Genomic DNA, 23,056 nt, shown 5'->3' on the forward strand with positions numbered 1-23,056 from the left:
GAAAAGCACCAGTCAGACACGTTTCTATGCCAATTTATATAGCAATTTGAAATTACTTATTGACTTACACCCTACAAAATAGAATAAACTGGCAGCAGGTTTTTCCGGGGGCGATTAGGATTCGACGACGGTTACAAAACCTGAGGTGCATGTCGAGCGCGTAGCTGCTCTCGTAAAACCAATAGCTACAAACATTTAGTTGCAAACGAAGACAACTACCAAGGAGCTCTGGCAGCTTAAACCCTGCCTCCTCCCGATCACTCTGGCTTGCCTGTTGGCTGGTACTGATCGCAAATGCAAACGGGATCGCCATGAAGTATGCCTGAGGCGGATTGGTTAAAACTTTTCAGGATCGCGTAGTGTCACCCTGACCGTTGGGTCGTTCTGCGTTAACCTAAAGACGGAATCTAAGCATGTAGAGCCAAAGGCTGCGAATCGGCGGACGCGGGTTCAAATCCCGCCGCCTCCACCATTTCCCTAAACCATCTCAAACAGACCCAGATAAACAGAGACAGATATTCTTTACTAATATCAGGAGGTTAAAAAACCCTTAGTCTTCCATCTGAGTCTGTCTGAGGCGGTATGGCATTGCCACGAAAATGCCACTTTCCAGCATCCACTGCCACGATCCTGCCACTCAGAATGCCACTTTCTGCCACTCAAAATGCCACTTGAACGGAGCAGACCAGCCAAGCCAGAGAAAAGAAGCCAGAGATTTATTTGATGGTTTGATGCTGGCGACTTGCCAGCTGATGGGTAGGCCTGCATTTCAAGGCAGGGTTTTATTTGATGGCACGAAGCTGCTGATCGGTGAATCTCTTCCGAGGCTTATATTTGTCAGCGGCCTCTTCCAGCCAACCACCATAATGCTGGTTCAACATTTCGAGTCCTTTATGACCAAGCTGGTTAGCGATCCACCAAGGGTTCTCATTGTCACGAATCAGCATATGGGCATAAGTGTGTCGGGTCTGGTAGGGATTGCGATAACGCAAACCGGATCGCTTGAAGGCTGGAGTCCATGCAAACTTTCGGATTTGAGAGTCATCATACCAATGTCGGTTTTTGAATGGGTGATGGAATACGAAGTTCCCCTCCAGAAAAGTGAATGCTTTTTGTTTCAGCAAAGCATCCAGTGCCTGATCCAGTAAAAGCACCTTTCTGGACTTTACGCCTTTGTCTGCGGTTTTCAACTTACCCATTTCTCCTTCAACCAGCCCCTCATCAACCAGCACCTCACGGTTAACAAAGTCGATTTTTTGCCAGGTCAGCCCTGCAAGTTCATTGGTACGAAGCCCGGTATAGAAAGCAAACTGGAATAAGTTTCTGATCTGCCCATCCATGGCATCCAGCAAAATATTGATTTCATCTTCAGTGAACGGATCTGGCTTATACTCGCTCTGACGAGACTCGACCGTGATAATTCGATTCAGGTTTAACGCTCGCACTGGATTGTCACTGATAATCCGATCCATGACGGCATCATCCATGGCCTGCTTGAAAGGAGACAGTATGTTACTGATCGTTTTTCGACTCGTGCAGTGGCTCTTTTCAAACACCCAGTCACGGATGATACCCGGAGTTAAGTCCTCAACATCCATCTCGCCAAACTCAGGAATGAGCTGGTTGTTAATGATACGGTCGTAGTTTTTGAGTGTTTTTGTACGAACCTTCTTGGGTGCTTTTGCCAGAAAGGATTTTAAGTAATCCTCAACGGTTTTATGACCGTGAGTGATATGCCCATATTTTTTACAGTTTTTTGAATCAGGAAAATGATCCTGATATGAAAAAGTGTTCTGATTGATTTCGTGTCGGATTCTACCAAGCAGATCACCTGCTGCTTTTACATTCCGTTTAACGGCAGCAATGAACTCCTTATTCTGAGTAACCGACTCACCGGGCAAACTGATGGTCGTAAATACTTCACGACACCTGTCTCCTCTATAGGAGAACTGAACCTGAATCGTTACCGATTGAGCAAACGTTCTGACAGATACACCCTTCGGCAGGTCGATCCCTGATAAGTCCATACAACACCCCTATCGTTTTTTATTACGCTATGTGCTTGCTCTTTTCTGCCCAGCTATTAACCGCTTCAAGGTTGACCCAGGTAACACCATCAGCAGCAGTGCGAAACTGATTGCCTTCACGCCAAATGCCCTTTCTTTTCTTTGAGTAAAAAGCATCCTGAGTGTCACCGGACAATTCGTAGTAACGGTTTAGTTTTACCCACTTCAACATGACCGCCTCCTTGCTAGTCTTCAGACAAAGCACTACCGGGTTTCACTTCCAGAGAAATTGTTACAGGCTTTACTGCACTCACGGTCTCAGTCGAATTCTCGGTGCAGTAAACACAGTTAACCGGCTGGGCATTCGCCAACAGTTTGATTAAGTTCACAGCATGCTTCTGGTTGGTGGCCAGAAAATCATGCATGCCAATTTTTACTACATAGATAACGTCGTCCATTTCACGTCTCCTAGAGTGCCCGGTTAAGGTCTGCGGCACTGGTCACTTTTCCTTCGATGATTTCCCCGGTATCCATGTCCACAAGGACACCGCCATCACCCTCCTGAATCAGTGCTTCATTGCACTGGGACTGCCCCGCCTCGGCTTTTTCGTCGAGACCGACAGCGGTTAACGCTTCTACGGATACCGGCAGGAATTTAAACAACCTGCGAACCACGGTCTTCTTTGCCATCTCTTCAAAGTGGGTCTTCCATGGCGTGTCCTTGCCAGACTGAACCCCTTTGGAGCTGTCCCGAATTTTCAGGATGTCCTCGACGGGCATGAAGTCCACCTGGGTACCACCGCCCTGCAGCTGAGCTACTGCATAGACACCTACAACGCCACCTTTCTCCCCTGTCAGCTTGGGTTTGTGGATTATTTCAGTGATGGTGCCATAGAGCAGGCTGAACTCATCGGCGGCATAGACCACCCGAGCATCGATGCTGACGATGGAACCGGAGCGACGAGCCAGTGCCAGCATGCCCCGGTAACCGAGCATAAACTGGCATTCAAGGCTGCGGAGCTTGTTATTCCAGAATGGGATCAGGTAGCAATGCCCCAGTGCCGAGCCAGGCTCCAGCCCCAGCTGTGCCGATTGGATGATGGAACCGACGAGAGATGCCTGCGAGCATTCCCTGAGCTTCGGGGTTTTGCGGATTTCAGTCATGCACACTGACAGCAATCGTTCTGGTGTCAGTGGCGTATTTTCCAGAGCCTGGGCAATGGTGTTTTTATTGTTTCGGAGCAGGTCTTTAATGGTGGCTGGCTTTTCAGCGGTATCCACCACCTGCGTGGCCGGTGATTTTTTAGCGGTAGCTTTTGGCATGGCGCAACTCCTTATGCAAATGAATCAAGCAACTCCTTGTGCTCGGTTTGCTGGCAATTCGTGCAAATCCTTATGCAAACGAATCGTGCAAATCCTTCTTTGCCCAGTCGGGTAATTCGATGGTGCTGAACTCTTGGGGATAGGCAGGCCAGATACCGGACGCCTGACATTCAGCGAACTCTTTCAGCAGGCAGTCCATATCGACCCTGCCCAGTTCCAGCATGTCATCAGAGGCCATATACAACCCGATGGCATAGGGCTCTTCTTTTTCAATGGCTAGCCAGGCGAAACCATTAGCAGGGAGACCGACAGCCCTGCAGCCTTTGAGATACCACGAAGCCTTCATGTGATAGTGATATTTCATGATGTCACTCTGGAACCGGTGATACCGGGCATCCACACAGGACTTCAGGTCGAAGACGATGCCCAGATCCTCACGGTAATAGTCCATGCGACCACGGCAGAGTATGCCGGTGTCGGGATCTTCCCAATAGATAGAACGTTCGGCAACACCACTGGAAAAAGCTGAAGATGCCTTTTGATGGCGAGAGACAGAACCCATGACCCCATGGCACAAATCCATATCATTCTCGGACAGGATGGTTCTGCCAGCGACAGCCTTTTCAGCCACCTGATCCCAGAACCGGGTTTGAGGGTCAGCCTCCAGAATGGCAGCTTTCAGATCGTCTTTTTTCAGCTTGCTGTAACCGGAGATACCCAGTTTTTTACAGTGGGCTTTGAGATGGGTATCCGCCACCGGCACCACATCAGCGTACTGCTCATCCATGGGGTTTGGAGCCAGAATGTAGTCCGTTTCGAACCGTTCAGGCTCCAGAACCGCACAATGCAGCGCCTGACCGATTTCCAGCGCCCGTGTGCGCTTTTCCCGCAACCCATCAAGCCTTGCCTTGCAATGGGCAGGTGAACGCCCCATTTCGACCAGTGTTGAGGCTGACAGCCCTTCACCGGCATGGTACTCCTGCTCGGGGAGTTGATCATAGATTCCTGATTTCATAATGAACTCCTTTTCATGATGTCTTCTCTACCTTAGAACTCTATTTAAGTTATATCAAATGAAATAACGTTTAAAATGAGTTAAAAAAAGGCTGGATAACTCAGCCTCTTGTAAAACACTGTGAGTCAATCAGTTGTATCTATAACCTGAAAAAATAATTCTGCCAGCCAAGATTACAGTTTTGGAATCAGTACTCGTTGTTTGTGGAATCGCTAGCGTACCTCCCGGAAAAACCTGTATCTTAACTTCTAAAAGGCGTTTTTCATTCGGCATGGAGAGGTCTAAATTTCTGATGAAACTTGCATTTCCATCAGTGGCTAATTGTCTGATATCTACAAGCCCACTGTCAGGAAATACACAAACAACATAGTCATTATTTTGATAAGACCCTGCCGGATCAACAAATAGCACACAGCCAGCAGAAAAATTATACAAAGGAGTAACAAGCTGAATTGAATAGGCCTTGTCTGAGTGCTCAGTCGGACATCTGTACAGCTGATCAATCATGACAGGCTCAAAGTTCGGATCAAGAGCCAGTTGCTTGATTGTATCCATGTCATAGAGTGGAAGAGGGGCACCTTGGTTAACGACATCAACACCTACGCCTCTTATTTGCCCTATTCCCCGTTCCAACCAGCGAGCATCGACATTCAGCACATCTGCAAGAGCAAGCAGGTACTTTGACGATTTATTTCTGCCAGATTCTATGTCGTTGATATTGCCTTGCCTGGCTCCGACTCTGTCAGCCAAAGCCGCCTGAGTCAGACCACGTTGTTTACGCACCGCTTTCAGGCGCTCGCCGAGCGTAGACATCGCCTTTCTCCATTTTCTGTTCTATGCCTTCAAGTCTGCAAAGAGACAAAATAAACGCAAAATCATTATTTTAAACGTATTTTAATAAGCAGAAGCTTATCATAGATTCCGTAAAGTGTTAGTAATACTAACGTCAGAAATTGGCTCATCCTCATCAACAGGCTTCAGAGAAAATAACGCTCAATGTCATAAAAAAACGTTATAAAGCATACTATTACGTTCAAGTTTAACTGCGTTAAACTTATTATCTCTTACATTTGTACAATGCACTTACGTGAGATGTAAAGGTTCACCTTCCACAGGTCTAATTTCTCTGTCGTATATCTACAGATAAAAGAGTTCATTTTTCAAACATTCAAACGTAATAGAGTTTCATTACTACGTATAATATTTATTTTTGCGTTGACATAAAGCTTCTTTACCATTTAAAAAAGAGTAATCCTTTCAATCGATATCAGGATCGCTCAAATGGACTTTAGGGATCAGAAGTTCAGACGTAGCCCATCAATACCTGAAGTTGTGCGTTTCGTATGTAAGCACGAAGGGCATACCTCTCGTGAAATTGCTGCCCTAGAAGGGCTCGATAAATACGCTGTAGCTGAAAGCCTCTTGATTGCTAAGCAGCAAGGACTGATAAAAAACGGCTTGGCTCGGCAGTGCAATATTCAAAATGTCCGAGTAGCCACCTGGTGGCCAGCCAATGAGTAACGAACCGGAAATCATCGAGCTGCTGGGCACTCAAACCACCCTGAAACTGGAGCAAACGCTCGGCGGTCAGCGGAAATACATTGCAGCGAAACCTACTCCTGAATCCTCAATAGTCAATGTCATCGGTATGGAAGCGGCGATAAAACTCGCTACCCGGTTCGGAGGCATGCTGCTCTACATTCCGCAACACCTTGCAGCAAGGCAGCGAAATCAGGAAATAACCCTCGCCGTTTGGTCTGGTGAGCATAAGCAACTAATTGGTCAGCGTTTTGGATTGGTAGAGCGAACCATAAGAAAAGTGGTTCAGGGGGATAACCACCCTCGTTTCGGTTTGTCATGTCGCTTACTCAGAGCGCAAACGCAGGGATACATGGATGGCAGACAGCAACCAAAACGAGCTGGAAAAGAGTCTGGCGGTATTGGAACACCGGGTCAGCGAACTGGAAAGCACGCCCCCAAGAGTCATTAATCTTGAGCAGACTGTCGGGCAGCTTGAGGTTCAGTTTAAAACCATGAACGACGACATCAGCGAGATCAAAAAGGAAAGCAAAGAGACTCATAAGCTGGTGGCTAGCCTGGGCGAAGATGTCAGAAAACTGTTTTATACCGGAGTCGTTCTCGCCAGTGTTGCAAGCACTTTATTACTGGGGCTGAAGCTGTACGACACCTGGCAATCAATACAACAGCGAAATGCAACGGAATTGCAGCAATGAAACATCTGGGTGAAATCCGGGGGTGGCGTAACAATAACCCCGGTAACATAAAGCATGGCGACCCATGGCTGGGCTTGCAGTCAACACAAACGGATGATGTGTTCTGCCAGTATATCTCCCCTGAGTACGGCATCAGGGCGATGGCTCGCATTCTTCAGAACTATTACCACCGGCATAAACTCAAAACCCTTCAAGACATTATCAAACGCTGGGCTCCTCCCAGTGAAAACGATACTGACGCTTATATTCGTTCAGTCAGTCATCGACTGGGACTGGCGCACGATCAGCGACTACCTGCAGGTATCACTCATATTTTGAATCCCCTGATGAAAGCGATCATTCACCACGAACTGGGCTGCCAGCCTTATAGCGACTGGTTAATTGACGTGGGGATTACTTGGGAGCAACAAGGCGTACCGCACCGGATTATTCATTAAGAAAAGGAACTCTGATGAATTTCAGCAAAATCGCCAGTGGGCTGTCCAACGTCCTGACCGGAGGACTGGCCGACACCGTCTACGATGCCATTAAAACCTACTTTCCTCCCGACATGCCTATGGAAGAAAAAGGCAAGATCATGCTCGACCTGAAACGACTGGAGCTGGAAAAGAAGCAGCAGTCAGACCAGGTACTGCTGGATGCCGAGCGTGAAATTACCCAGCGGATCAGTGAACTGGAAGGTACCGCTAAAGACCTTCGAAGCCTGCCCATTGTCGGACGAATGGTTTTATTTGCCAGGGGAAGCCAGCGACCTATCTGGGGCTTTTACACAATCTGGCTCGACTACCAATGGTTCACCAGCTGGACACTCTCCGAATACCAACAAAAAGCCCTGATTGCCATCAACCTTTTAGTGCTTGGTTTTCTGTTTGGTGAGCGAGCAGTCAAGAACGTTGCACCCTGGTTAATTCAGGCCATAGAGAAGCGCAAGGAAAGCGCGTGATTTAGCAACAACAGAATAGCCCAGCGGGAGGTGGCGCTAATAACACCCGCAGTCGTGCCAGAAGACTCCAACCGGCAACTTTCTGGTGAGCGATGGCAGAGCATACTGCCTTAACAAACCGGAGGGTACCCCCCCGGCACCCTCCGTTAAATAACAACAAGAATGGAGTCAGCCATGAAAGCCAAGCGCAAGGTTCAAATTCCCCTGCGGTTTTTCCACTTTCCGGAACTGTTCTACCTGAACAGAGATACCAAACTCCCCGTTCGACTCACACTGCTGGGTCTGCTTTATGTGGCAGACGAGGATGGATGGTTTGAGTGGAACCCGCCCGCTATCCAAAAAGCACTGGATGGCTTTTTGATTCATGAAGACCCGACGCCTTCTATGGAGGTCATGGTGATGGAAAACATCATCACAGACGTCCAGAAGCGCAATGGCAAAACACAAGCCCGGATCGCAGAGAAGTATAGGAGTGAGTAGGCATGAAAAATAGAGAGAACCCCATATCCGCCTCATTTTTTGCAGATCCGGAAATTACAGCGTTGAGCAAGGAGGCCAAGCTGATCGCTGTTTATTTGGTTCTTTATTCGCACTCAAAAAAAAGCAGATCGTTTTATATGCCATCGGAACATTTGGAATTATTACTGGGATTGAATGTGGCGAGTACCCCAGAAGACCTCGGGGAAGTTGAAGATGCATTAAATGAATTGTCCACCAGAAAACTCGTGGAATATGACGGTGACAATTGCTTAACGGTTACCAGTAACTGGTTTAGCGACAGTGACGGAGAGTGAGAGATGAGAGAGTACTCAAAGTTACATTCTTCGTTTTGGGTTAACCCGGAAATTTTATCCATGTCGGAAGACGGACGAACGCTCTTCTTTTTTCTGTTAACAAACCCCCATGGGAACTCAGCAGGACTGTTTTTTGCCCCCGTTCAAATGCTCCAAGGATACCTTCTTTGGGATACAGACAGGGTGAAAGAAGCCCGTTCGGAGGGGCTTCGAAGGGGCTTCTTCAACCTTTCAGAGGACGAAAACTGGATAATTATTAATCGATATTTAAAGTTTAATCCTATCGATTCCATCAACAATTTAAAAAACATCATAAAAATTCTCGACAATTTGCCATCTGTTCGCATCGACGCCTCGCAAATGTTCAGTTTGCTCAAGGAAAAAATGAACGAATACAAAGAAAGCGAGGAAAAACAGTATCTTGAAGACCAGATAGAGCTATTAAAAAAGCGCTTTGAACCCCCTTCGAAGGGGCTTATTGAAGTGAAAAAAAGTCAAAACAACCCCCTTCGAAGCACAGAGACAGAGACAGAGACAGAGACAGAGACAGAGACAGAGACAGAGACAGAGACAGAGACAGAAAAAAATAAACAGCCAGTGTCTGACGACACTCGTCGAGCTAACGCTCAACCTTCCCCTGAACCGGCACCTGAACCGGATGTGGTCGAAGGTGAACTTCTGCATCACGACCATCCGCCACCAGACAGCAAACCCAAACGTGACTCACCAGAGCTGGTCAGGGAGGTGTTCTGCTTCTGGCAGGAAGCACTCAAACACCCGCAAGCCAGGCTGGACGACAAGCGCAAAAAAAATATTCGGGCAGCACTGAAAATGGGCTATTCGGTCAACGACCTGAAAACCGCCATCCTCGGCTGCAGCCTGACCCCGTTCAACATGGGTGACAACGAGCAAGGACAGAAGTACGACGGGCTCCATGTAATTCTCAAAAGTGCAGACCAGATCGACAGGTTCATCCACAACGCTGTCCATCGGGGAGAAATTCATGACAACCAACAACGATACGCAGAACACCATGGAGCTAATCCCGTCTTCTCCGACAGAGACTACGACCTTAGCGACACCAGCTGGCTCAACGACCCCGGACGTCCCCCACCCGCAGGAGAGTAGCCGTCTGACAGGCAAGACAGTGAATTATTTTTTCTTCCGGCTGAAACGCACCTACGGAGCAGATTACAAGGTGAAGTTTCCCAATGACCGGACGGAGGATACTGCCAAGGCCGAGTGGCATGACCAGATCGCCCAGCTGACCCGACCACAGATCGATGCCGGGTTTGTCAGGATGCGACAGCTGATGACCGAGGAACCGGAGAAATGGCGTTTTCCCAACGTGGCCAAGGCGATTCATCTGTGCAAACCCAGACCGGAGGATTACGGCATGCCACCCGTTGACCGGGCATGGCGGGAAGTGGAAGAACACAGCCATGAACCACTGGAGCACAATTGGTCGCACCGGGGAGTCTACATAGCGGGTCACTACACCGGCTGGTTTGATATCCGCAACGAGGAAAACCGCTTCGAGCGACAAACGCTGAAGAAAAAATTCATCGTGGAGTACCACCGTGTGGTGATGCGAATTTTTACCACCGGGCAAACGGAACCTGCCCAGGCACTGGAGCACCAGCAAACGACGTTGAGTGAAGCAGAGAAGTCTAACCGCTACCACGAACGAGAGCTGGAACAGACCATGATCCGGCAAGGGATTCACCCCAGAGCAGGCAGGAACAAGAGCCGTGAACGACTTCAGTCGCTCGGTTTCTTGTTGAAAAAGAGCTGAAAGGGCTCAAGGAGGGCATATGAACCTGACGGAACAGGACAAAGAACTTCTGGAACGCCAGATCGGTGATTCTGTAAACATCAATCGACTGGCGAACGAAAAAACGCCCGATGAGCTGGCAGGCATGGCAGTCGTGCATACGCTGGACTTTCGCCGCCTGCTTGGATCGTTGGAATGCGTCCAGATGTACCTCGAAACAGGCAAGATCAGCGAAGCCCATAAGCTGGTCAACGAAGCTGTGGAATTTTACCACTTGGTCGGCAATGTCAGGACGAGGGAGATGGCATGAACACGGATGAACTGATTCGGGACTTTACGCCCAATGTGCATGCGATAGCGGCAAAAGTAGATTCGCAGACACGTCGTCTGATCCCTCGCAATGACCTGATACAGGCAGGCTTTGTTGCACTGATTGAGTCTTTCAGCCGCTATGACGAGAGCAAAAACTGCAGCCTGGCCACTTACCTGTGCCTTCGCATTCGTGGAGCCATGATTGATGAAATTCGTCGATACGACTGTACGTCAAGGGGGATTCGACGCTTCCAGCGAGAGAAGAAACAGACCTCTCAGCAACTGAGCAATGAACTGGAAAGAGCTCCGACCAACCAGGAGATGGCCGTCAGAATGGGCAAGTCTCTGGCAGAGTATCGCAAATGGAACAACTTCCCCTGCGTTAAAAATCTCCCTATTCATGACAGCCATGACGAAGATTGTGAGCGCCAGCTGATCCCGGTTACACACAACGATCCTGCTGACGAAGCAGAACAACAAAGAACTCTGGCTCTTCTGCGAGACTGCATCAAAGGGTTACCGGAAAAAGAACTCAGAGTGATTCAATATGACCTGAGTGGACTCCCATTTGAAACCATCAGCAATGACCTCAAGGTTTCACACTCACGCATCAGCCAGATCCGCAAGTCTGCAATCAAACGCCTGCGGAAAGCCCTGGGAGAAGCATCATGAGCCGATGGAAAGACCGCATCACAGGCCAGGGCAAGGAAAACCCGGAGCAGTTACTCGCCAATCCACAGAACTGGCGCATTCACCCCAAGCATCAGCAGGATGCCCTGAAAGGCGCACTGGAGGAAATCGGCTGGATTCAGCAGGTAATTGTCAACCAGCGAACCGGGCACCTGATCGATGGCCACCTGCGGGTCGAACTCTCCATGCGGGAAGGCGAAACCGAAGTGCCCGTGATTTACGTTGACCTGAGCGAAGATGAGGAAAAGATCGCACTGGCCACCATTGATCCACTGTCGGCTATGGCTGAAACCGATCAGGGCATGCTGGATCGCTTGCTGGAAGGTATCGATGTCGATAATGACGAGCTGAACAGTCTGCTGGAAAGCCTCGCATCACCAGACCTTCTGGATGAACCCGAAGACGGTTTGACCGATGACGACGACTGCCCGGAACCCAGAGACAACACAACCTGCCAACCCGGTGATGTTTGGCTACTGGGCAGCCATCGTCTTATGTGCGGTGACGGTACTAAGCCTGAACACATAGAACGGCTGGTGCAAAGCGAGCTTGTGGATATGGTGTGGACAGACCCACCTTACAACGTTGATTACCAAGGGGGCACTGAAGACAAACTCACCATCAAGAATGACAAGATGGGTGACGCCCAGTTCAGAGAGTTTCTTCGTGACCTGTTCAGCGCAGCCTGCCAGTGGACGAAACCGGGAGCACCGATCTACGTGGCTCATGCCGACACTGAAGGCGTCAACTTTCGCAGTGCGCTTCAGGAAGCGGGATTCTTGCTTAAACAGTGCCTCATCTGGGTCAAGAACACCTTCACCCTCGGCAGGCAGGATTACAACTGGCAGCACGAACCCATTCTGTACGGATGGAAACCCGGAGCTGCCCATAAGTGGTTCGGGGAATTTAACAAGGCCACCGTGATCGATGATGAGCCGGACTTAAAGAACATGGATAAGTCCGAACTGGTCAACCACTGCCGCACACTTCGCAACCAGCTGAACACCACCATTGTCCGTGAGGACAAACCCGCCCGTTCAGCGGAACATCCCACTATGAAACCCGTTGCACTGCTTGTGCATATGATTCGCAACAGCAGCACCCGACAAGACCGGGTACTGGATATGTGCGGAGGTTCAGGTAGCACCCTGATCGCCTGTGAAAAGTTGGGACGGCAAGCCCGGATCATGGAACTCGACCCGGTGTATTGTGATGTCATTATCAAGCGTTGGGAGCAATTTACAGGGAAGAAAGCACAGCGAATTTAGGTGGAACGCATAGAGGTGGGACGATATGAGCCAAGGAACCGGCAAAAAACGCATAAGCAACAATGAGTTAAGACGTAAGGCTCTTGACCTCCGTACCATCGGTCTCTCCTACCAGCAAATCGCCGACCAGTTAGGCGTCTCGAAAAGCGCAGCCCATCGAGCTGTAGTGAAATCTCTTGAAGCCTTGCAGGAGGAAACCAAAAAACTAGCGAAGCTGAATAAAACCCTCGACCTGCAGCGGCTGGAGCTGATCATTCGGGAGGCTATGAAACTATCGCTGAAGGGTGACCTGCAGGCAATGGACAGAGTGATGAAAGCCATTGACCGCAGGGCAAAAATCTATGGTTTTGAAGCACCGCAAAAAATCAGTCAGACGACACCGGAGGGAGAAGAAATTCAACAAGGCGTGGTGGTGGTGCCTTCTCCCATGGATCTGGAAGATTGGGTAAAAGCCTTCCAGCAAAAGCAGGACAAATAAAATTAAACTATTTACAACGTCACAAATTTAATTGCTCGGTAATCGTATATGTAGTCTGACCTAAGCCAGGGATATTTATTACTCCAGCTCCTGAGACAATGAAATGTTCAAGTAATATTGTTGCAGTTAATGTGTGAGACTCTTCTACCTTGAATCGGTTTAAGTAGGTTTGCTCAAAGTCTTCTGGGGCATGCCAATAGCTTAAGGCCTGATTACTGGCACTTACACCCAAAAATGATCCTTGTGATTGCATATCTGATAATGCTTGGTGAATGGTTTTATCTTTATAATAACCACTTTTAATACCCATCACTGAACAATGGTATTCAAAATTAAGTAATTTTGTACCATTAGCCAAGACAATTATGAAACCAATACTGTTTGAGTTTGTCGTATCTTCACCAAATCGGATAGCATAAATTGTACTTATTACTGGACCTTTAAGTTCCTGATCATGTTTTAAATCTCTGAGGGTCATATTCCCCGCCGCTTGCGGCGAACAACTCAGAGAACTAACTTCATACCCCGCCCCTTGGGGCGGGGTAGTTGATTTTTCTCTGCTATTGCCAAAAGCGCTTGATTTTAAATAATCAGCTGCATTCTTAAAACGTGTAAATCCAGTAATTTTGATTGATTTTTCTGTGCCATCATTTGCCGTGTATTTAAAAGAATCACGCCCTGTTGATTGGAGCGATGCCCAAGCTGATGATGAAGATAGCGTCAATGCCAGAACAGACAACCGCAGTAATTTTGTGATCATTTTTTCCTCTTGTATATATTAGAAAAAATAGAATACCCATAATAGTTGGTTTTGAAATGAAGGCTTATTTTTCCTGGTCACCCCAACCAGGACGGCAAACCGCCCTGCTGACCTGTCCCATTGAAGACATTCTCTACGGAGGTGCCCGAGGTGGCGGTAAGACCGATGGCTTTCTGGGCAAGTGGGCAATGCGATCCGAAGTCTACGGAGGCAAATGCAAGGGGCTGTTTATTCGTCGCAGCATGCCGGAGCTGGACGAGGTTATAGGCCGCAGTCAGGAAATCTACCAGCCATTAGGGGCTACATGGAAAGCCCAGAAAAGTACATGGATTATGCCCAACGGAGCCATGCTCAGGCTTCGGAGTCTCGAACGGGATGCCGATGCAGGGAAGTACCAGGGACACAGCTATACCGATGTTTATGTGGACGAAGGCGGTAACTTTCCCTGCCCAAAACCCATCGACAAACTCAACGCCACCCTGCGTAACCCACACGGCATACCCGCCAGCTTTAACATCAGTGCCAACCCCGGTGGTGCCGGTCATGAGTGGATCAAGAAGCGTTACATAGACCCGAACCCTCTGGGCATGTCGCCCATCTTTGACGAGTCTACCGGGGCACAGCGCATATACATCCCCAGTCGCCTGCAGGACAACCCATTGCTGATGGAAGGCGACCCGAAGTACATCGACCGTCTGAAAAAATCCGGAGAAGCGTGGCTCGTTCAGGCATGGCTGGCCGGAGACTGGAACGCTACTCCGGAAGGCGGGCTCATCAAAGGGCATTGGTTCCAGCGTTACCGAACTCTGCCTTCGGAATTTTTGCGGGTTATCCAGAGTTGGGACACGGCTTATAAACCTGAACAGATAAACGACCCCAGCGTCTGCACAACATGGGGAGAAACACGGCAGGGATGGTACCTGTTGGATGTCTTCAGGGACTGGCTGGAATACCCGCAGCTTAAACGTACCGCCGCCAGTCTTTATCAGGCATGGCGACCACAAGCGGTACTCATTGAGGATAAAGGCAGTGGGCAGAGCTTGATTCAGGAACTGAAACAAGGCGTGGAGATGCACAGCACCAAGGTCAGGGTACCCGTGATCCCCATCGACCCGAAAGGACTCAACAAGGTAGAGCGACTGGTGGCCGTTTCGAGCCTGTTCGAGGCCGGTATGGTTTATCTGCCGGAAGTAGCCCCATGGAAAGTGGACTACGAAATCGAGCTGACCATCTTCCCCCTTGCACCCCACGACGATCAGGTGGACAGCACCAGCCAGTTTTTAAAGTGGGCGCATGAGAATCAGGCCAGCTTCGACTTTGCCACCAGCGGCAAAAAGCGTGTGGGTCTGGCAGCTTACGAAGACCAGCAGAACAGCGGAAGTGCCGTTGACGAAAACAGAGGCTACGGCAGCGTTCGTGGCAATAACGACTTTACGGGGTATTAGACAGTGCAGGTTGTATGAAGTAGGCTAAAATACACATAAATAAGGATTTTTATACACATAGGAGGACTCATGAGAACCAATATTGTTATTGATGACCAACTCATGGACGAGGCACTGAAAGCCAGCGGTCTGGCGACAAAAAAAGAAGCGGTAGAAGCCGGGCTGAAAGCATTGATCAAAATAAAGTCTCAGGAACGCATTAAAGCATTCCGGGGAAAGCTGAAGTGGGAAGGTGACTTAGACGATATGAGAACCGACAAATGATAATGGTGGACTCATCCGTCTGGATAGATTACTTCAACGGCACTCAAACCGATGCCAGTGATTTTTTGGATGCTGCACTGGGCAATAAAAATCTGATCATTGGCGACCTGATTCTTACGGAAGTATTGCAGGGCTTTAAAAGCGAAAAAGATTTTAATCAGGGCAAACGATTGCTTACCGCTTTTGAAGTACGCCCACTACTGTCGCAGGAACTCGCAGTGTGCAGTGCTCAGAATTTCCGGTATTTCAGAAAAAAAGGCATCACAGTCCGAAAAACCATAGACGTGATTATTGCCACTTATTGCATAGAAAATGATATTACTCTTCTTCATTCAGATCGGGATTTTTTACCCTTTGCGAAACACCTCGGCCTGAAAGTATTGCCAGAATAATAAAAGTCCCTGCGGAATTTTTTGCACTGAAAGCCTCTGACGTTGCTGTGTAAGGTCGAAGACAACACCGATTCGACCGACAGGAACATTCCCATGGCAGGTAAACCCACCCTCGGAGAAATCGCCCAGGCTGACCACGGTATCAGAATGGCGAAAGCCTACACCGCTATGCTGCTGGAAAACCCGGACAGCGTCCTGCAGCAGCGTGGCCGGGACATGAAACTGTACGATGAAATTCTCCGGGATGATCAGGTTAAGTCCTGCTTCCAGCAACGACGACTGGCAGTGACACAATCTGAGTGGGAAGTGGAGCCAGCCAGTGAAAGTGCAGAAGATAAAGCCGCCGCAGAATTCATCAAAGAGCAGCTGAAGCACAACATCCGGTTTGATGACATCACCGACAAGATGCTCTTCGGCATATTTTACGGGTACGCCGTGGCTGAGTGCATGTGGAACAGTGATGGCAATCAAGTGGGTCTGGAGGCTCTTAAGGTTCGTGAGCGTTCCCGTTTCAAGTTCGACCTGAACACAAACCTGCGGCTGATTAATATTGACCACCCCAATGGACTGCTACTACCAGAGCGAAAGTTCTGGGTCTTTGATGCCGGAGCCGATCACAGCGATAACCCTTATGGCGTGGGATTGGCACACAGTTTGTACTGGCCGACTTTCTTCAAGCGCAACGGCATCAAGTTCTGGCTGATATTTCTGGAAAAGTTCGGCATGCCCACCGCCGCCGCCAAGCTGCCACCGGGACAATCGGTAGACCCCATCGAACGAGGCAAGGCACTGGAAGCATTGGATGCCATACAAAGCGACAGTGGTGTTGTGGTGCCCGACAATATCGTCATCGAGCTGATCGAGGCCGCCCGATCCGGAACCGCCGACTACGATGCCTTGTGCCTTCGGATGGATAAAGCCATCAGTAAAGTCATTCTCAGCCAGACCATGACCACCGACGATGGCAGCAGTCGCAGTCAGGCTGAAGTTCATCAGGGAGTGGCAGAGTCCGTCATCAAAAGCGACGCCGACCTCATCTGCGAGAGCCTGAACCAGCAAGTGGTGAAGTGGCTCACAGAGTGGAACTTTCCCAATGCCACTCCGCCCAGAGTCTGGCGCAATACAGAGCCGGAAGAAGACCTGATGGCGAGAGCTGAACGGGACAATAAAATCAGCACTCTGGGCTATGAGCCTACCGAGGATTATATTACTGAGGTTTACGGGGTTGGTTGGAAGAAGAAAGAAAGTAGTCCACTGCCGCCTGTTGGTGCAGATACTGCTGAACTACCACCGGAGTTTTCAGAGATCAGCAGTCTGACCCAAAAACGGGCAGCACACCGGGCAGATATGCAGGCGATTGTGGATGCGGCTGACTATCTGGGTACAAAGTATCAGGAAATGTATGGCAAGCGGATTGAACAGTTGATGCAGTACATGGAAGAAACGGGCGATGTGGAAACGTTTAAAGGGAAGATTGTAGAGATGATGAAGGAACCACCCTCTGAGAAGGCGGTGGAGACAGTGCGGAATGCTTCGTTTTTTGGGCGGTTGATGGGAATGCTGAAGTAAGCCCTCTGGTGGCAAAAGCTTTATGCCTGTGCCTCATGCTCAAAAACACGACCATGCTCGCTTTTTCTGTCTTCTAACAGCGTCAACAAATCGTCTAATCGATCCTCTGCGTCACTGGCATATTTCAGTCCACGCTCAACAGGGATTTTATACAGTTCCTCGGCTTTTTCGAGATTCTCAGGCAGGTCAGTATAAGTGCCATTGTATATGTCACCCCAGCCAATATAGCTCCAGGCGTCGTCGGGAAATTTCTCCACCAGCTGCTTGAATTTTGCCTCTCCCTGTTCGTGTTGACCGGAAAAGAACAGGCTTTCAGCTTCAGCCCGCAGCATGTTATGAATAATCCCTTCATCGGATTCTGGGAATGCTTCACAGAACTCACGACAGTATTGAATGCGTTTTTCAAGGTAGGTGACGTCTTCTCTCCAGGCGTTATGCAGAGTCATTTCCAGCTGCTCGCACCACTGCGATAAAAGAATGCCAGCGAAGGGTTTAATGCTGTCAATGGAATTAACGTCCTGATAAAGCGTTTTGATGTTCTCCCAGGCTTCCAGCCAGAAATCACAGGTTTCAAGAATGTTGTCGTCTATGAATTCTCCTGCAAATTGCCTTTCTCTGCCTTTCTGGATCAGTTCGACACTAGGTGCCTGTTCTTCGGTGGCAGGCGTGTCCAGTTCAGCGATAGTTTGTTGGGTACGGGCTGACAAGCCATAATTGAAATGCTCTTTATCGTTCGGGTCAAATCGCTCTTCATCAGGAATAAAGGCGCTTTTCACTTGCAGGTTGTACTCGCCAAACATATTCCATTGCAGGTCATACTCCACCACCAGCCGAGGGTCACTGGAGAAGAAGGTGCGTCTACCGACGATGAGCAAATCAATCTGCCTCTCTAACTCTTCCAGTTCTTCTGCACTGAGTGACTGGAATTCCTGAACAAAGATTTTATCCAGTTCTGCACGCATTTCTTCCGCTAGTTGGTAATTTACAGTACCAATGTTCCAGCACATGTGGATCACTGCCATGATGCCTTCAATGTACTCTTGATCATCGCTGTCTCCCAATACAGGAGCCGCAAAATCCAGCAGGGTCTTGGAGAGATTAGGCAGGTTATGATCGGCGCTGTTGACAGTACGGGAAGCTGACTTCTCGTGAGCGTGCTGAGCCTGTTTTTTCTTTTTGCGCTTAAGCGCTTTTTGCTGGCGCTTTAGAGCCATATTGCGTTTTGACATGGTGGTACCAATCTTGTGGGCGTTTAACGGTGTGGGAGTATACACAATTTAGAGGGCTGGGCGTGCACCAAACAGCTGCCCGAAGCGTTTTATTTCGTTACACTGTCCCTCATTTTTTAATGGCTGGCTATGCATAAATGCCACTGGCCGGTTTCCCGATTTGGAGTGATCAATGCCTGTTCTCGACTGGCTCAACAAAGGCAGTGCTATCCGGACTGCCAGTCAGACCCCCTACCGACTGCTGAAACACGATCCCGAGCTGAGTTACGGCGACCCCGACAGCGATAACCTGCTGATACAGGGGGACAATCTGGAGGCGCTGAAAGCGTTGATTCCCCTGTATGCCGGACAGGTGAAGTGTATTTATGTTGATCCGCCTTTCAACACTAAACAAGCATTCGAACACTATGATGACAATCTGGAGCATTCGATCTGGCTTTCTCTTTTGTACCCTAGGTTTGAACTTTTGAGAGAACTTCTGAGTGAGGACGGTACTCTATTTGTTCATATTGATGACAGTGAAGTAGGCTACCTCACCGTAATGCTTGATGAAATCTTTGGTCGAAAAAACCGAACTCACATCGTTGCATTCAAGCAAGGCTCTGCAACTGGGCATAAAGCAATCAATCCGGGGATGGTAAATACATGTAATTTTGTTTTGAGCTATGCAAAAAATAAGGAGTATTGGAAGCCAAATACCGTATACACAGGTAGAGAAAGAGATAGTCGTTATAGCCAGTTTATTGAAAATTATGAAGACAGCTATGAACAGTGGAAGGTTACCCCTCTTCTAGAAGCCTTCTCAAAGTCGACTGGAATAACCAAAAAAAACATAAAAAAACACTTCGGTGATTCATTTGAAAAAGAATTGACCGCATTCGTCGTTTCTCACTCTGAACGTGTAATTCGTACAGCTCGACCAGATTATAATGCTGTAGGAGAGGATGTTAGAAGAGCAATTGATGCTTCTAAAAGTAGCCCTGACCGTGTCCATTTACATACAAGAAAGTCTGCTCCGAACATGTATTTAAAAAATGGAGAACGCTGGATTTTTTATAAGGAAAAACTGAAAAACATAGATGGTGTACTCGTAACTGGTGAGCCACTAACAACTTTATGGGCAGATGTACTGTCTAACAACCTTCACAATGAAGGTGGAGTGAAATTCCCAAAAAGCAAGAAGCCGGAAGCACTATTGAAACGAATTATTGACCTCAGTTCAGATAAGGGCGATCTTGTTTTAGACTCCTTCCTCGGCTCCGGCACCACCGCCGCCGTCGCCCACAAAATGAACCGCCGCTACATCGGCATCGAAATGGGCGACCATGCTGTCACACACTGCGCCCCACGTCTGCAAAAAGTGGTGGATGGCGAACAGGGCGGTATTTCCAAAGCCGTAGAGTGGCAAGGCGGTGGCGGTTTCCGTTTTTACCGTCTGGGCGAAACGGTCTACGACGAATACGGTTGTCTGAATCAGAACATCGGCTTTGACACACTGGCCGGGCATATCTGGTATAACGAAATCCGTAAGCCTGTTGCGCCACTGCCCCAAACCAATAAAACACCACTTTTGGGCGTGCATAACGGTGTCGCCTATTATCTGCTGTACAATGGCATACTCGGTGATCGTCGACCTGATGGCGGCAATGTATTAACGACACCTGTCCTTAAAAGTCTGCCCCCGTTCGATGGCCCGAAAGTGATTTATGGCGAAACCAGCCGTCTCGGTGAATCACGGCTGGCACGTGAACAGATCACGTTTAAACAAATTCCTTATGATGTGAAGGCTCGCTGATGTTTACCCTGAAAAACTACCAGAACAACGCATTGGACGCGCTGGACTCTTTTCTGGGTCAGGCTCGTATTGAGGGTGTGTCCAAAGCATTCGCCAATGTAATAAACGACACCGATAACCAGCGCCCCTACCGGCCTTACAGTTTCGGCGATGTGCCTTATGTGTGTCTGCGCCTGCCAACGGGCGGCGGTAAAACCGTTCTGGCTTCCCATGCGATTCGTATCGCCAGCCAGCGTTTTCTGCAACAGGATTACCCGATTGTTTTATGGCTGGTGCCTTCGAACACCATCCGCAAACAAACGGTTGAGGCATTGAAAAAGCCGGGGCATCCCTACCGGCAGGAGCTGGATCGTACCTTTGATAATCAGGTCAAAATTCTGGATATTGATGAAGTTGAGCAGATTCGACCGCAAGACCTTGAGCATCAGGCCATTGTCGTGGTCAGCACCATTGCCAACCTGCGAGTCAACGATACCAGTGGCCGTCAGGTGTATGCCTATAAGGAAGTGTTTGAACCTTGCTTTCGTGGCGTAACTGATCCGGACAACAAGCTGGAACGGGTCACCGAAGAAGACCTGAAAGAGAATGGTCTGACAGCGGCAGAGCTGGGCAAGATCAAGTTCTCCTTTGCCAACCTGCTGGCACTGCATCAGCCTATGGTTGTTATTGACGAAGCACACAATGCCAGAACCCACCTGACGTTCACCACACTACACCGCATTCATCCGGCTTGTATTGTGGAACTGACAGCCACTCCGAATACCACCAACGTCAGTGGCAGCAACGTGCTTTACCATGTATCAGCCGCACAGCTGAAAGCAGAAAACATGATCAAGCTGCCCATTCAGCTCACGGAACACCAAGGGTGGGAAGACGCTGTTCGTGATGCGGTTCTGACCCGTGAAAAGCTGGCGATTGAGGCGCAGAAGGAACATGAGTATCTGCGCCCCATTGCCTTGTTGCAGGCCGAAAACGCCAATGAGGACGTCACCGTGGAGGTGCTGAAGCAGCACCTGATGGAAGAGCATCATATTGCTGAAGAAGCCATTGCCATCGCCACTGGCAACCAGCGGGAGCTGGACGGCGTGGACTTGTTTGACGCCAACTGCCCGGTTAAGTTCGTCATCACTATTCAAGCACTGAAAGAGGGTTGGGATTGTTCTTTTGCCTATGTGTTCACTACCGTTAAGTCCGTGAGTTCAAGCAAAGACGTTGAACAATTGCTTGGGCGGGTACTGCGCATGCCATACGCTCGTCGTCGTCAGTCTGAAACATTGAATCAGGCTTATGCCCATATTGCCTCACCTTCTTTTGGTGCGGCTGCTAACCAGCTGACCGATAAACTGGTGGGTATGGGCTTTGAGGAGATGGAAATCCCTGATCTTCTGGCACCCGGAGAGGGTGACCTGTTTGGTGGACAAGACAGCGTGGTTCCGCCTTTAAAACAAACACCCAAACTCACCATTAAACGATCAACCCGACCGGATTTGTCTGCTTTACCGGCTGAAGAAAAAGTCAGTATTGTGGTTGAGGAAAAGCCTGCGGTTGGGGAAGAACCCGCCGCCTATGAAGTAAAAATAGAAGGGCATGTTTCCGAAAAAGCTGAAAAGGCCTTGTTAAAGGGAACAACGGGAAAAGAACGGAAAGCACTGCAAAAGCAGATTGTCCGGCAGAATATACAGGTTAAGAAGGCGCAGGCACCAGCCAGTCGTGGTGAACATTTCAAACCGTTACCTCAGCTATGTGCCCTGATTCAGGGCGAGATGGAACTGTTGGAGCCTGAAATTTTCCTGAATATTCATCACTGGAGCCTGCTCGACTATCCGGTTGAGTTGCCCGGTTTTTCTATTGATGAAGACTCTAAAACCTACACTTTGGATCTTTACGGCAAAAAAATAAAATACACACAAACAGGGCAAACAACACTGGATCTGGACAGTATTGAAGGGCAGTACACTGAGGCAGAACTGGTCAGAAAGCTGGATCAGCAAGTCAGGCAACAGGATATAACCCAAAGTGACATGATCGGGTTTCTGAGCCGTCTGGTCAGCCACCTGATCAACGAGCGCAAGTTTACGCTGACCGCACTCTACCGTGGTCGCTTCCCGTTAGCTAATGCCATTGAAGCACGCATAAAGCTGCTACGAAGCAAGGCGGCCAATAACGGCTATCAGGATTCACTGTTTGGTGATGACAGTCAGGTTTTAACATCGCCGGACTTTATGTACGAATTCAAACCAGGCTATTACCCAGCTAAACCGCCTTACTATTCAGGTCGTTATCTGTTCCAGAAACATTTCTTCGACCGAATTGAGGACTTGAAGGCTGATGGTGAGGAGTTCAACTGCGCCTGTGTCATCGACAGTCTGCCGGAAGTCAAACACTGGGTGCGAAATCTGGTAAAACAGCCTCATGCGGCTTTCTGGCTCCCTTTGGCAGAAGGCAAATTCTATCCGGACTTTGTTGTAGAACTGAACGATGGACGAATGCTGGTGGTAGAGTACAAAGGCGAAAACCTGAAGACTTCGGATGACTCAAGGGAAAAGGATGCAGTAGGCCAGCTGTGGGCAAGAACCAGCAACGGTCAGTGCCTGTTTCTGATGGCAGTGAAGGAAGATGATCAGGGGCGGGACGTTACTCAGCAAATAAGGAATGTTATTTCACTATAAAAACTACCCGTTATCCACACTTCTTTTGTGCTGTGGATAACAGGTTTTTGAAGGCTTTAAAATAATATTACCTAAACTATTCCCAATTTGGGATAA

General features: G+C 48.9%; 26 protein-coding genes and 1 other RNA gene. 19 read left to right on the top strand and 8 right to left on the bottom strand.

Annotated elements, in window-relative coordinates:
- Nucleotides 1-106: 106 nt before the first annotated feature.
- Nucleotides 107-472: a transfer-messenger RNA gene (gene ssrA / locus EZMO1_RS21880) on the top strand.
- A gap of 310 nt (nucleotides 473-782) precedes the next feature.
- On the opposite strand, the gene EZMO1_RS21885 is transcribed toward ssrA, so the two are convergent.
- The 6 genes from EZMO1_RS21885 to EZMO1_RS21910 form a co-directional block, all read right to left on the bottom strand.
- On the bottom strand, nucleotides 783-2,027 hold the full coding sequence (locus EZMO1_RS21885; protein WP_051790481.1) for a tyrosine-type recombinase/integrase: 1,245 nt from the start codon (nucleotides 2,025-2,027) through the stop codon (nucleotides 783-785).
- Between the two features lie 22 nt (nucleotides 2,028-2,049).
- The gene (locus tag EZMO1_RS21890) at nucleotides 2,050-2,238 is read right to left on the bottom strand and encodes a hypothetical protein (RefSeq protein WP_034878376.1); all 189 of its coding nucleotides are present in this window, start codon (nucleotides 2,236-2,238) and stop codon (nucleotides 2,050-2,052) included.
- Nucleotides 2,239-2,251: 13 nt separating this feature from the next.
- Nucleotides 2,252-2,464, bottom strand: a complete 213-nt coding sequence (locus tag EZMO1_RS21895; RefSeq protein ID WP_034878378.1) for a hypothetical protein — start codon at nucleotides 2,462-2,464, stop codon at nucleotides 2,252-2,254.
- A 10-nt stretch (nucleotides 2,465-2,474) separates the two neighbouring features.
- Entirely contained in the window at nucleotides 2,475-3,329 is an 855-nt protein-coding gene (locus EZMO1_RS21900; RefSeq protein ID WP_034878379.1) for a recombinase RecT, read from the bottom strand.
- 70 nt (nucleotides 3,330-3,399) lie between these two features.
- Nucleotides 3,400-4,344 carry a PD-(D/E)XK nuclease-like domain-containing protein gene (locus EZMO1_RS21905; protein WP_034878381.1) on the bottom strand — a complete coding sequence of 315 codons (945 nt, stop codon included), beginning with the start codon at nucleotides 4,342-4,344 and terminating at the stop codon, nucleotides 3,400-3,402.
- A 129-nt stretch (nucleotides 4,345-4,473) separates the two neighbouring features.
- Entirely contained in the window at nucleotides 4,474-5,157 is a 684-nt protein-coding gene (locus EZMO1_RS21910) for a helix-turn-helix domain-containing protein (RefSeq protein ID WP_051790482.1), read from the bottom strand.
- 700 nt (nucleotides 5,158-5,857) lie between these two features.
- Between EZMO1_RS21910 and EZMO1_RS25940 the strand changes: the two genes are divergently transcribed.
- The 12 genes from EZMO1_RS25940 (at nucleotide 5,858) to EZMO1_RS21970 (ending at nucleotide 12,837) form a co-directional block, all read left to right on the top strand.
- Entirely contained in the window at nucleotides 5,858-6,334 is a 477-nt protein-coding gene (locus EZMO1_RS25940; protein WP_082212302.1) for a Mor transcription activator family protein, read from the top strand.
- Nucleotides 6,285-6,578, top strand: a complete 294-nt coding sequence (locus EZMO1_RS25945; protein ID WP_145912696.1) for a hypothetical protein — start codon at nucleotides 6,285-6,287, stop codon at nucleotides 6,576-6,578. Before EZMO1_RS25940 ends, EZMO1_RS25945 begins: the two co-directional genes overlap by 50 nt.
- Nucleotides 6,575-7,015, top strand: a complete 441-nt coding sequence (locus EZMO1_RS21925; RefSeq protein ID WP_034878384.1) for a hypothetical protein — start codon at nucleotides 6,575-6,577, stop codon at nucleotides 7,013-7,015. Before EZMO1_RS25945 ends, EZMO1_RS21925 begins: the two co-directional genes overlap by 4 nt.
- Nucleotides 7,016-7,029: 14 nt before the next feature.
- Complete coding sequence (locus EZMO1_RS21930) at nucleotides 7,030-7,521, top strand: hypothetical protein (protein WP_034878386.1); 492 nt, start codon at nucleotides 7,030-7,032, stop codon at nucleotides 7,519-7,521.
- A 162-nt stretch (nucleotides 7,522-7,683) separates the two neighbouring features.
- Nucleotides 7,684-8,001 carry a hypothetical protein gene (locus EZMO1_RS21935; RefSeq protein ID WP_061509722.1) on the top strand — a complete coding sequence of 106 codons (318 nt, stop codon included), beginning with the start codon at nucleotides 7,684-7,686 and terminating at the stop codon, nucleotides 7,999-8,001.
- A 2-nt stretch (nucleotides 8,002-8,003) separates the two neighbouring features.
- Nucleotides 8,004-8,315, top strand: coding sequence for a hypothetical protein (locus tag EZMO1_RS21940; RefSeq protein ID WP_034878390.1), 312 nt, complete (start codon nucleotides 8,004-8,006; stop codon nucleotides 8,313-8,315).
- Between the two features lie 384 nt (nucleotides 8,316-8,699).
- Nucleotides 8,700-9,443 carry a hypothetical protein gene (locus tag EZMO1_RS27715; protein ID WP_145912697.1) on the top strand — a complete coding sequence of 248 codons (744 nt, stop codon included), beginning with the start codon at nucleotides 8,700-8,702 and terminating at the stop codon, nucleotides 9,441-9,443.
- Entirely contained in the window at nucleotides 9,349-10,110 is a 762-nt protein-coding gene (locus tag EZMO1_RS21950; protein ID WP_244886752.1) for a replication protein P, read from the top strand. The genes EZMO1_RS27715 and EZMO1_RS21950 overlap by 95 nt, the downstream gene beginning before the upstream one ends.
- Before the next feature lie 19 nt (nucleotides 10,111-10,129).
- The gene (locus tag EZMO1_RS21955) at nucleotides 10,130-10,399 is read left to right on the top strand and encodes a hypothetical protein (RefSeq protein ID WP_034878395.1); all 270 of its coding nucleotides are present in this window, start codon (nucleotides 10,130-10,132) and stop codon (nucleotides 10,397-10,399) included.
- Nucleotides 10,396-11,073 (top strand): sigma-70 family RNA polymerase sigma factor, encoded by a 678-nt coding sequence (locus EZMO1_RS21960; protein ID WP_034878397.1) that lies wholly within the window; start codon nucleotides 10,396-10,398, stop codon nucleotides 11,071-11,073. The genes EZMO1_RS21955 and EZMO1_RS21960 overlap by 4 nt, the downstream gene beginning before the upstream one ends.
- Nucleotides 11,070-12,359, top strand: coding sequence for a DNA modification methylase (locus EZMO1_RS21965; RefSeq protein WP_034878398.1), 1,290 nt, complete (start codon nucleotides 11,070-11,072; stop codon nucleotides 12,357-12,359). The genes EZMO1_RS21960 and EZMO1_RS21965 overlap by 4 nt, the downstream gene beginning before the upstream one ends.
- A gap of 25 nt (nucleotides 12,360-12,384) precedes the next feature.
- Nucleotides 12,385-12,837, top strand: a complete 453-nt coding sequence (locus tag EZMO1_RS21970; protein WP_034878400.1) for an RNA polymerase sigma factor — start codon at nucleotides 12,385-12,387, stop codon at nucleotides 12,835-12,837.
- Nucleotides 12,838-12,856: 19 nt separating this feature from the next.
- On the opposite strand, the gene EZMO1_RS21975 is transcribed toward EZMO1_RS21970, so the two are convergent.
- Complete coding sequence (locus EZMO1_RS21975) at nucleotides 12,857-13,597, bottom strand: hypothetical protein (protein ID WP_034878402.1); 741 nt, start codon at nucleotides 13,595-13,597, stop codon at nucleotides 12,857-12,859.
- A 56-nt stretch (nucleotides 13,598-13,653) separates the two neighbouring features.
- On the opposite strand from EZMO1_RS21975, the gene terL reads away from it, so the two are divergent.
- The 4 genes from terL (at nucleotide 13,654) to EZMO1_RS21995 (ending at nucleotide 17,267) form a co-directional block, all read left to right on the top strand.
- A complete protein-coding gene (gene terL / locus EZMO1_RS21980) occupies nucleotides 13,654-15,042 on the top strand; it encodes a phage terminase large subunit (RefSeq protein ID WP_201772220.1) in 1,389 nt (462 codons plus the stop codon).
- Between the two features lie 69 nt (nucleotides 15,043-15,111).
- Nucleotides 15,112-15,306 carry a type II toxin-antitoxin system VapB family antitoxin gene (locus EZMO1_RS21985; RefSeq protein WP_034878403.1) on the top strand — a complete coding sequence of 65 codons (195 nt, stop codon included), beginning with the start codon at nucleotides 15,112-15,114 and terminating at the stop codon, nucleotides 15,304-15,306.
- Complete coding sequence (vapC, locus tag EZMO1_RS21990) at nucleotides 15,303-15,698, top strand: type II toxin-antitoxin system VapC family toxin (protein ID WP_034878405.1); 396 nt, start codon at nucleotides 15,303-15,305, stop codon at nucleotides 15,696-15,698. Before EZMO1_RS21985 ends, vapC begins: the two co-directional genes overlap by 4 nt.
- 93 nt (nucleotides 15,699-15,791) lie before the next feature.
- Nucleotides 15,792-17,267 carry a DUF935 domain-containing protein gene (locus EZMO1_RS21995; RefSeq protein WP_034878407.1) on the top strand — a complete coding sequence of 492 codons (1,476 nt, stop codon included), beginning with the start codon at nucleotides 15,792-15,794 and terminating at the stop codon, nucleotides 17,265-17,267.
- A 20-nt stretch (nucleotides 17,268-17,287) separates the two neighbouring features.
- Here EZMO1_RS21995 and EZMO1_RS22000 read toward each other — a convergent pair whose 3' ends face one another.
- Nucleotides 17,288-18,496 carry a tetratricopeptide repeat protein gene (locus EZMO1_RS22000; RefSeq protein ID WP_051790484.1) on the bottom strand — a complete coding sequence of 403 codons (1,209 nt, stop codon included), beginning with the start codon at nucleotides 18,494-18,496 and terminating at the stop codon, nucleotides 17,288-17,290.
- Between the two features lie 172 nt (nucleotides 18,497-18,668).
- Between EZMO1_RS22000 and EZMO1_RS22005 the strand changes: the two genes are divergently transcribed.
- Complete coding sequence (locus EZMO1_RS22005) at nucleotides 18,669-20,291, top strand: site-specific DNA-methyltransferase (RefSeq protein WP_034878409.1); 1,623 nt, start codon at nucleotides 18,669-18,671, stop codon at nucleotides 20,289-20,291.
- On the top strand, nucleotides 20,291-22,960 hold the full coding sequence (locus tag EZMO1_RS22010; RefSeq protein WP_034878411.1) for a DEAD/DEAH box helicase: 2,670 nt from the start codon (nucleotides 20,291-20,293) through the stop codon (nucleotides 22,958-22,960). Before EZMO1_RS22005 ends, EZMO1_RS22010 begins: the two co-directional genes overlap by 1 nt.
- Nucleotides 22,961-23,056: the final 96 nt, after the last annotated feature.

Source organism: Endozoicomonas montiporae CL-33 (assembly GCF_001583435.1).
Taxonomy (GTDB): domain Bacteria; phylum Pseudomonadota; class Gammaproteobacteria; order Pseudomonadales; family Endozoicomonadaceae; genus Endozoicomonas_A; species Endozoicomonas_A montiporae.